The sequence below is a fragment of the Sandaracinobacter sp. genome, from assembly GCF_041909755.1.
GTDB lineage: Bacteria > Pseudomonadota > Alphaproteobacteria > Sphingomonadales > Sphingomonadaceae > Sandaracinobacteroides.
This window is the reverse complement of sequence record NZ_JAYRCW010000070.1, coordinates 4,066-13,228: the sequence shown is the minus strand read 5'-3', so window position 1 is coordinate 13,228 and position 9,163 is coordinate 4,066. Positions and strand designations below refer to the sequence as shown.

The window sequence follows — 9,163 nt, the reverse complement described above, 5'->3', positions numbered from 1 at the left end:
GCCATTCCGCTGATGGCGCGATGATCCCGCCCGCCGTCGAACCCCTGATCCTCGCAGTCGCCTTCGCCAGCCTCCGAACCGGCGCGGCCCTTGCCCTTCTGCCCGCGCTGGGGGGTCAGCTGATCCCGGTGCGCGTCCGCATCGGCCTCGCGGGCGCTGTCGGCTGGCTCGTCGTCGGCAACGGGGCCGCCGCGCCCCCGCCCGCCGACCTGCTCGGCCTGCCCGGCCTTGCGGCCATCGCGGGCGAACTGCTGATCGGGCTCGTCGCCGCGCTGGCGCTGCACACCGCCTTCGCCGGGGCCCTCGCCGCCGGGGACTGGCTCGCCCAGTCCATGGGGCTCGGGTTCGCCCAGCTGGTCGATCCCACGCTGCCGCAGGCGCCCGTCCTTTCCGGCCTGTTCGCGATGCTGATGTGGGCGCTCCTGCTCACGGGCGGCGGCCACCTTCTGCTGCTCGATATCCTGGTGCGCAGCCATGCGGCCATGCCCACGGCGGCCGCCCTGTTCGAACCCGCCCGGCTGTCGGCCATCGTCGCCTGGGGCGGCTATGCGCTTGCTTCGGGCTTCCTCGTCGCGCTGCCCGTCGGCGCTTCCCTGCTGCTGGTGAACCTCGCGATCGGCGTCGCAGCCCGCTCCGCCCCGCAGCTCAATCTCTTTTCCATCGGCTTCCCGCTGATGCTGCTGATCGGGCTTGTCGCCTTGCCGCTGGCGCTGCCGGCGCTCGCCACCGGACTCCAGGGCATGCTCGCAGCCATGCAGTCCAGCCTCGCGGACCTTCTCCTTGGCTGAAACCCCGCCGGAGGATCGCACCGAAGCGCCGACGCCCCGCCGGCGCGAGCAGGCGCTGGAACGGGGCGACCGTCTGCTCAGCCGTGATCTCGCCACGGCAACCGCCGGACTTGCGGGAATCCTCTGGCTCTGGGCGCAGGCGGGCGACATCGCCGCCCGCCTCTCTGCCGGACTTGCCGGTGCGCTCAGGATCGGGCCGGCCGATGTCGCCCGCTTCGCGCCGGTCGAACGCGCGGTGGAAATGGCCGTGCCGCTCGCCGCCCCGATCCTGCTGCTGGGCGGCCTGATCGCCGTCGCCGCCGTCGCCGGGCAGGCCGTCAGCGGCGGCATCGGCTTCGTCCCCGGCCTTCTCGCCCCAAAGGCAGACCGGGTGAACCCGCTTGCCGGGCTGAAGCGCCTGTTCGGCCTGCGCGGTCTCATCGAGCTCGCAAAATCGCTGCTGAAGGCAGCGTTGCTGCTGGGCGTGTCGGCCGCCTTCCTGCGCGTCCACCAGCAGCAGCTCGCAACGCTCTCCGCCCTGCCGTTCGAAGCCGCCGTGCGGCAGGCCGCCCGGCTCGCCGGGCTGCTGCTGCTGTGGCTGGGCGCCGGCCTCGCCCTCATCGCAGCGGCGGATCTGCCGGTTCAGCTGTTCCAGTGGCTGAAGCGGCTGCGCATGTCGAAGCAGGACATCAAGGAGGAGTATCGGCAGCAGGAAGGCTCGCCCGAAATGAAGGCCGCCATCCGCCGCGCGGGCCGCGAGGCCATCCGCCGCGCCAACCGCACCGCCATGGCCGACGCCGCCGTCGTCGTCACCAACCCCACCCACTTCGCCGTCGCGCTGCGCTATCAGCCCGATCAGGATTCCGCCCCCCAGATCGTCGCGCGCGGCCGGGGCCTCGTCGCGGATGTGATCCGCGAACTGGCAGCCACGCAGGGCACGCCCATCCTGTCCTACCCGTCCGTCGCCCGCGCGCTCTATTTCACCGGCAAGGTCGGCCAGTTCGTCCGTCCAGATCTCTATGCCGCCGTCGCCACCATCCTCGCCTTCGTGCTGCGGATGGACGCGCAGGGCGAACAGCCCCCGGCAGAAGCCCCGCCGACCGCCCGCTACGACGAATCCGGCCGCCGCGCCGCCGGCTGAACGCGGCCGAACCGCATCCCCGATCCGGCGAGACGAGCGCAGGGCCCCGCACCGGGGGATTCCCAAGCCCGGACCGGCCTGCCACAAGGCGGCCACCCATGCGTCGCCTGCTCGTCCTCCTGTTGCTGCTGCTCCTTCCCGCCGCCGCCCATGCCACGGCGGTCGCGGGCAACATCCGCGTCCTGCCAACGGCAGAGGGCGCAACCGTGCGGCTCGCCCTGTCGGAGCCGCTTGCCGCGCCACCACGCGCCTTCGCGCTGGCCGATCCCATGCGCTGGGCGATCGATCTGGGCGGCGCCTCCAGCGTCCGTCGGGAGGTTGCGGCCACCGGCGACGTGAAGGCCGCGCGCGTGTCGCAGTTCGATCCGGAAACCGTCCGCATCGTCGTCGATCTGGGCCGCCCGATGCAGCTGGCAGAGGTGATCCAGGATCGCGGCCAGGTGCTGGAACTGCGCTTCCGCCCCGTGGACGAGGCCGCTTACCGCCGCCTCGTGTCCCGCGGGCGCAGCCCCGTCGGCAGCTTCTATCAGGAAGCGCCGCGCGCGGTGCCGCCGGGGCCCGCCCCGCCCGTCGACATCGCCGCAGACAGCGCCGCGCGGATCGACGCCGTCGAGGCCGCGCTGGCGGACGCCAGCCGGGATCTGCAACCGGCGCCGCCGCCACCCGCCGTCCAGCCCCGCCCCCCGATCGACCCGCGCCTGAATCCGGAGGTCAGCCCCCGGTTGGAGCCGCGCGTGTCGCCGCCGCCAAAGGCGACCCCCGCACCCTTGCCGCCCGCCACGGCCAGCGCCCGCAAGCCGCGCGCGAAACGTGCCGTGATCGTCATCGATGCGGGGCATGGCGGCCATGATCCGGGCGCGCCCTCGGTGATCGGCGGCGGATCGGAAAAGGATGTCACGCTGGCCATCGCCCAGCAGGCAAAGGCCCGGATCGAGCGCCGCGCCCGCGAAAAGGGCCTGCCCGTCGAAGTCCGCCTCACGCGCGACCGGGATTATTTCGTCACGCTCGGCAACCGCGTCCGCCTCGCCCGCGACTGGAAGGCGGATCTGTTCATCTCCGTCCATGCCGACAGCGCACCCAATCCGCTGGCGCGCGGCGCCTCGGTCTATACCCTGTCCGAAACCGCCTCCGACCGGGAGGCCGCGCGCGTCGCCGCCAAGGAAAACCGGGCCGATCTCATCGCCGGCGTCGATCTCCGCGGCGAAAATCGCGAAGTCGCCTCCATCCTCGTCGATCTGGGCATGCGGGACAGCATGAACGCCAGCGCCGACTTCGCCGAGGCGCTGCAGAACGGCATGGAGCCGGAGGGCGTGGTTTTCCGCAGCCAGTTCCACCGCTTCGCCAATTTCCAGGTGCTGCGGAACCTCGGCGTCGCCGCCGTCCTCCTTGAAACCGGCTTTCTTTCTAACGAAGAGGATGCCCGCTACCTGATGTCGTCGAAGGGCCAGCGGGCGATTGCCGACGGCATCGCGGAATCAGTCGTCGCCTACATCGGCAAGCGCTGACCCCATCCGCCGCACCGCCTCGATCTTCCGGTCAAGCCGGGACCAGTCATCCCCCCCGGCGATCGGCGCCCACAGGGCCTCCACCTCGTCGATCAGCATGGTTTCCGGCCCGCGATCCGCCCAATAGGGATGGTCCAGCGCCCCCGGCGCCGGTTCGAACCCCGGCAGCAGGTCCGCCAGCGCCGCGAAGGCCGGATGCAGCCCGTCCGGCACCCGCCCCCCCCGAAAGGCGAACCAGGCCGCGTCCGGCTGGATGCCACTTTCGCCCATCCCCACTTCCAGCGCCCGCACAAGCGCTTCCTCGGCGGCCGCGTCGGCGCGCTTCAGGCCCAGCCGCCACATCGCCTGCCGCCGCACGGCCGCCCCCATCAGCTCCGGCCAGCGCTGCAGCGCGGGCACCAGGCTGTCGGCCGGCGCGATCAGCCGCAGCGCCTTCGCCAGCTCCACCAGGTTCCAGTGAACGGCCTCCGCCTGCCGCCCGAAGGCATAGAGCCCGAACTGGTCGAAATAGGCCGCCGTGAAGCCGCTGTCCCACGCCGGCAGGAACCGCCACGGCCCATAGTCGAAGCTCTCGCCCGAAATGTTCATGTTGTCGGTGTTCAGCACGCCATGCACGAAGCCCGCCACATGCCATTGCGCCACCATCCGCGCCGCACCCTCCACGGCATAGGCCATCAGCGTCGCAACGGGATCGGGCCCCGGCTCGGTCCGGGCGATCTCCCGCAGGGCATAGTCCACCAGCCGGGTCATCGCCTCGGGCATCTGCAGCGCCGCCAGACGCTGGAAACTGCCATAGCGCACATGGCTGTGGCTCAGCCGCACCAGCACCGCCGACCGCGTGGGCGAAGGCTCGTCACCACGCTCCAGCGCCTCGCCCGTCTCGATCACCGAGAATGTGCGCGACGTCGTCACGCCCAGCGCCTCCAGCATCTCGGTCGCCAGGATCTCACGGACGGCCCCCTTCAGCGTCAGCCTGCCGTCGCCAAAGCGGGACCAGGGCGTCCGCCCCGATCCCTTCGTGCCCAGGTCCATCAGCCGCCCGGCGCCGTCACGCAGCTGCGCAAACAGGAACCCGCGCCCATCCCCCAGTTCGGGATTATAGGTGCGGAACTGATGCCCGTGATAGCGCAGCGCCAGCGCCAGCGGCAGGCTGCCCGGCAGCGGTTCGAAACGGCCGAAATGGCCGACCCATGCGGCGTCGGTCAGGCCTTCCAGCCCCACCTCTGCCGCCGCGCGCTGGTTGCGATAGCGCAAGCGATGCGCCGGAAAGGCTGCCGGCGCGACGACATCATGAAAATCGCCCCCCAGGTCCAGGAAGGCTTTTTCGGGCCTGTAGCTGCTCTTGTCCGTCACCCGCTGCACATGGCGCGCGGGGGCGGTGGCTTCAACCTGCCGCAGCCGTCAGGCCGGGCGCACCGGTCGCCGCGTCGCAGAAGCGGATCGCCTCTGCCTTGATGCGGGCCTTTTCCTCCGCCGTCACGCCGGGGCCGAAATATTGATGCATCGCCTCGCCCACGGCCGCGAAGATCAGGTTTGCGGTCACGTCCGTCGGGATGCCCTCGATGCCGTGCTTCCGGTGCATGGCGTCCAGATGCGCCTGCGTCCACCCCACCACGGTTTCCTTGGCGGCGTGGAAGAAGGGCTCGGCTTCTGGATTCTGCTTGTTGATCTTCTTGTTGGTCGCCGTCTGGTCGCAGGCGCCGGGCGCCTCCCACACATTGTGTACTTCGCGGAAATCAAAGCAGCGGGTCAGGCTCTGGCCGAAGGTCACATCCTCGATCGCGTCCTCGCCCTGCATGGCCGCGATCAGCTTCTGGCCGTGCAGCTTGCCCAGCTCCACCAGCAGCGCGCGCTTCGATCCGAAATGATAGAAGATGGACCCTTCCGACACATCCGCCTGCGCGGCGATGTCGGCCGTGCCGGTGTTGGCATAGCCGCGCGATCCGAACAGCAGATACGCCGCCTCCAGCACGCGCATGCGCGTTTCGGCCGGGTCGTACCGACGCGATCTGTTGTCGGATTCCGCCTTCTGGATCCTGGTCTCGGCTGCGCGCGCACCTGTGGCCACTGTCGTCTGCGTCCTCTCTCGCAACCCCGGTCCCCGCCCCGCTTATGCGCCAAAACTGAGTGGCAGTCAAAAGTTGCCGATTCGCCCCGCAAAAAGCTGAAATTGCACGATGACGAACGCGGCCCTAGAAGGCATGCGTGAGCGCAGATTTCACCGATCACTATCTGTGGACGGCCGACAATGTCCGGCTGCACTATCGCGAGTTCGCCGGCGGCGCGGAGGGTCGCCCGGCGCTGCTCTGCCTGCCCGGCCTCACCCGCAACGCCCGCGATTTCGAAGCGCTGGCCCGCCGCCATGCCCCGGCATTCCGCGTGATCACGCCCAGCTTCCGCGGCCGGGGGGAATCCGGCTACGCCCGCGATCCGCTCACCTATGTCCCCCTCACCTACCTGCAGGACATGGGGCGCCTTCTCGATGCCGCAAGGCTCGATCGGGTCATCATCATCGGCACCTCGCTCGGCGGCCTCATCGGCCTGCTGCTCGATGTCACCCAGCGCCAGCGCATCGCCGGTCTGGTGCTGAACGATGTCGGCCCCGACATGAACGAACCCGGCCTCGCCCGCATCCGCGCCCAGCTCGGCAAGGGCGGCAACTGGCCCAGCTGGCTCGCCGCCGCGCGCGACATCGCGCGCCGCCAGGCCGATCTCTACCCCGGCTGGCAGCTGGACGACTGGCTCGCCCACGCCAAGCGGCTCTGCCGCGTCAGCCGCGCGGGGCCGATCGTCTGGGATTATGATCCGGAAATCGCCGCCCCGCTGAGCCTCCCCCACGGCGATCAGCAGCTCGATCTCTGGCTCGCGCTCGACAGTTACCGGGATCGTCCCGTCCTCTCCGTTCGCGGCGGCCATTCCGATATCCTGCTCGCCGAAACCCAGGCCCGGATGCAGGCCCGCATTCCCCGTCTCTCGGCCGTCACCGTGCCGCGCGTCGGCCATGCCCCCACGCTGGACGAGCCGGAGGCCGTCGCCGCCATGAAGGCCTTCCTCGACCCCTTCCTTTGAATCGAGAGGATGCCTGAAACCCCGCGATCTGGCACCGCAGGCCGAACGCAAGGGGAGGTTCGAGATGGCAGAGACAAGACAGGTCTGGCGGCTGGCAAAGCGCCCGGTCGGCGATATCCGCGATGGCGACCTCGTTTTCAGGGATGAACCCCTGCCAGAGCTTCAGGAGGGACAGTTCCTGCTGAAGGTCGGCTATCTCTCGCTCGACCCCACCAACCGCATCTGGATGTCCGACATGGAGCAATATATGCCCCCCGTCGAACTCGGCGCGCCCATGCGCGGCGGCGTGGTCGGGCGCGTCGTCGCCAGCCGCAAGCCGGGCTATGAACCGGGCATGCTCGTCGCCGGCTTCAGCGAATGGGCCAGCCACATCGTCACCGACGGCACCGGCATGGGGCCCTTCCCGGAAATCCCCGGCCTTTCGGTCGCGCAGCTGTTCGGCACCCTGGCCGCCGTCGGCCCCACGGCCTATTTCGGCCTGCTGGATATCGGCCAGCCAAAGCCCGGCGAAACCCTCGTCGTCTCGGCAGCGGCCGGCGGCGTGGGCCAGATCGTCGGCCAGATCGGCAAGCTGAAGGGCTGCAAGGTGATCGGCATCGCGGGCGGCGCAGACAAATGCCGCTACATCACACAGGAGCTCGGCTTCGATCACGCCATCGACTATAAATCGCAGGATGTCGGCGCAGAGCTGGACCGCATCGCCCCCGAAGGCGTGGACATCAACTTCGAACAGGTCGGCGGCAAGATCATGTCGGCCGTGCTGGATCGGATGAAGGTGTTCGGCCGGGTGCCGCTGTGCGGCATGATCTCCGGCTACAACGCCACCGACGGCGAAGAAGAACCCGGCCGCTGGACGATGCTGCTGATGCGGCGGCTGACGATCCGGGGCTTCATCGTCTCGGATTTCGCCGATCGTTTCCCCGAAGCCTATCAGGCCCTCATCGGCTGGATGCTCGAGGGCAAGGTGAAAACCCGTCAGGATGTCCGCCCCGGCCTCGACAAGGCCGACGAACATGTGAAGCTGCTCTATTCGGGCGGCAATTTCGGCAAGCTGCTGGTCCAGGTCGCCGACATCTGAGGCTGGGCCTCAGGCGTCGGTCAGCAGCTCGCCCTCCAGCAGGTCGGGGGGCGTCGGGCTGCCCAGCACGGCGGCCGGGTCGCGCGGCGGCAGCCCCGCGACCGCCTCGGCCCTTGCCTTTTCCCGCGCATTTCGCCGGTCCAGCCAGCGTTTGAACAGCAGGCCGCCCACGGCCACGCCCACCATGCCCACCGGCCCCAGCGCGCGCGCCACGCGCGGCAGCACCACCGGCACGGCGGCCCCGATCACGGCCCCGGCCGGGCCTGCGGCCGCGCCGCCCAGGGTCTGGGCGATGCTCCGCCCCGCCAGCGCCGTCATCACCTTGCCGATCATCCCAGTCTCCTTCGCCCCCTCAACTTGGCATTTCGGCCGATTGTTTCAACCCCGAAGCCAGTTCCAGGATCAGCCGGTTCGTCAGCATCCGGCCCCCGGCCGTCACCCGCAGCGCCCGCCCCGGCGCCAGCAGCCCCAATCGTTCCAGCCGCGCCCGCGCCGGGGGGGAGGCGATATCGTCCAGCGCAATTCCCGTCCGCGCCGCGAACGCGTCCGGATCGATCCCGTCGGCCAGCCGCAGCCCCATCATCAGCGCTTCCTCGGCGGCATCGCCGGGCGCGATCGGCGTTTCCGCCTCCAGCCCCTCGCCGCGCGCCAGCACGGCCTCCAGCCAGCTTTCCGGCCGCTTCAGCCGCGTCGTCGCCAGCCCGCCGCGCCGCCCGTGCGCCCCCGGCCCCACGCCCGCATAGTCGCCATAACGCCAATATTGCAGATTGTGCCGGCTCTCGGCCCCCGGCCGGGCATGGTTCGAAACCTCGTACAGCGGCAACCCGGCCGCCGCGCACATGGCGCCCGTCAGTTCGAACATGTCGGCCGCCGCCTCCTCGGCGGGCAAGTCCAGAAGCCCCTTGCGCGCCAGCGTGTGGAAGCGCGTGCCCTCCTCGATCGTCAACTGATAGGCTGACAGATGCTCGGTGCCGAAGCTCAGCGCGCGGGCCAGTTCCGCTTCCCACGCCGCCACCGTCTGGCCCGGCCGGCTGTGGATCAGATCAAAGCTGACGCGCCCGAAATGCCGCTGCGCCACCTCCAGCGCCGCCAGCCCCTGGGCCAGATCATGCGGCCGCCCCAGCAGCTTCAGCGCCGCATCGTCCAGCGCCTGCAACCCCAAAGACACCCGGTTCACCCCGGCGGATGCGAAGTCGGCAAAGCGCGAAGCCTCAACGGAGGACGGGTTCGCCTCCAGCGTGATCTCCACCGCCCCGTCGTTCGGCCACAGCGCCAGCGCCTCCGCGATCAGCGCTTCGGTGGTGGCCGGATCCATCAGGCTGGGCGTGCCGCCGCCGAAGAAGATGGAAACCAGCCGCTGCCCCGCCGTCGCCTGCGCTTCATGCCGCAAATCCGCCAGCAGCGCCGCGCGCCACACGGCCTGATCCACCCGATCCCGCACATGGCTGTTGAAGTCGCAATAGGGGCATTTCGTCACGCAGAAGGGCCAGTGGATATACAGCGAAAGCGGCTGCGGCCTGGACCCCGATCGCGAAGCAATCGGGGGAAGGCCCGCAGACTCGCTGAAGCGCGCGGCCGGCGGACCCGCTTTGCGGGCTTTGCC

At 70.1% G+C, this 9,163-nt stretch carries 9 protein-coding genes; 5 read left to right on the top strand and 4 right to left on the bottom strand.

Going from position 1 to position 9,163, the window contains the following annotated elements:
- From ACE3O8_RS09965 to ACE3O8_RS09955, 3 genes are all read left to right on the top strand, one after another.
- On the top strand, positions 1–788 hold a 788-nt coding region (locus ACE3O8_RS09965; protein ID WP_374389301.1), incomplete at its 5' end, for a flagellar biosynthetic protein FliR.
- Positions 781–1,908, top strand: a complete 1,128-nt coding sequence (locus ACE3O8_RS09960) for a flagellar biosynthesis protein FlhB (protein WP_374389299.1) — start codon at positions 781–783, stop codon at positions 1,906–1,908. The genes ACE3O8_RS09965 and ACE3O8_RS09960, both read left to right, overlap by 8 nt.
- A gap of 98 nt (positions 1,909–2,006) precedes the next feature.
- Positions 2,007–3,413, top strand: coding sequence for an N-acetylmuramoyl-L-alanine amidase (locus ACE3O8_RS09955; RefSeq protein ID WP_374389297.1), 1,407 nt, complete (start codon positions 2,007–2,009; stop codon positions 3,411–3,413).
- On the opposite strand, the gene ACE3O8_RS09950 is transcribed toward ACE3O8_RS09955, so the two are convergent.
- Both ACE3O8_RS09950 and ACE3O8_RS09945 read right to left on the bottom strand, forming a co-directional pair.
- Positions 3,384–4,775 (bottom strand): protein adenylyltransferase SelO family protein, encoded by a 1,392-nt coding sequence (locus tag ACE3O8_RS09950; protein ID WP_374389295.1) that lies wholly within the window; start codon positions 4,773–4,775, stop codon positions 3,384–3,386. The two genes, ACE3O8_RS09955 and ACE3O8_RS09950, sit on opposite strands and share 30 nt — an antisense overlap.
- A gap of 22 nt (positions 4,776–4,797) precedes the next feature.
- Positions 4,798–5,481 (bottom strand): TetR/AcrR family transcriptional regulator, encoded by a 684-nt coding sequence (locus ACE3O8_RS09945; protein WP_374389293.1) that lies wholly within the window; start codon positions 5,479–5,481, stop codon positions 4,798–4,800.
- Between the two features lie 137 nt (positions 5,482–5,618).
- On the opposite strand from ACE3O8_RS09945, the gene ACE3O8_RS09940 reads away from it, so the two are divergent.
- Positions 5,619–6,482, top strand: coding sequence for an alpha/beta fold hydrolase (locus tag ACE3O8_RS09940; RefSeq protein WP_374389291.1), 864 nt, complete (start codon positions 5,619–5,621; stop codon positions 6,480–6,482).
- Between the two features lie 64 nt (positions 6,483–6,546).
- Complete coding sequence (locus ACE3O8_RS09935; protein WP_374389289.1) at positions 6,547–7,560, top strand: NADP-dependent oxidoreductase; 1,014 nt, start codon at positions 6,547–6,549, stop codon at positions 7,558–7,560.
- A gap of 9 nt (positions 7,561–7,569) precedes the next feature.
- Here the strand turns inward: ACE3O8_RS09935 and ACE3O8_RS09930 are convergent, their stop codons facing one another.
- Positions 7,570–7,893 carry a hypothetical protein gene (locus ACE3O8_RS09930; RefSeq protein ID WP_374389287.1) on the bottom strand — a complete coding sequence of 108 codons (324 nt, stop codon included), beginning with the start codon at positions 7,891–7,893 and terminating at the stop codon, positions 7,570–7,572.
- 19 nt (positions 7,894–7,912) lie between these two features.
- A complete protein-coding gene (gene hemW, locus ACE3O8_RS09925) occupies positions 7,913–9,100 on the bottom strand; it encodes a radical SAM family heme chaperone HemW (protein WP_374389303.1) in 1,188 nt (395 codons plus the stop codon).
- Between the last annotated feature and the right edge of the window lie 63 nt (positions 9,101–9,163).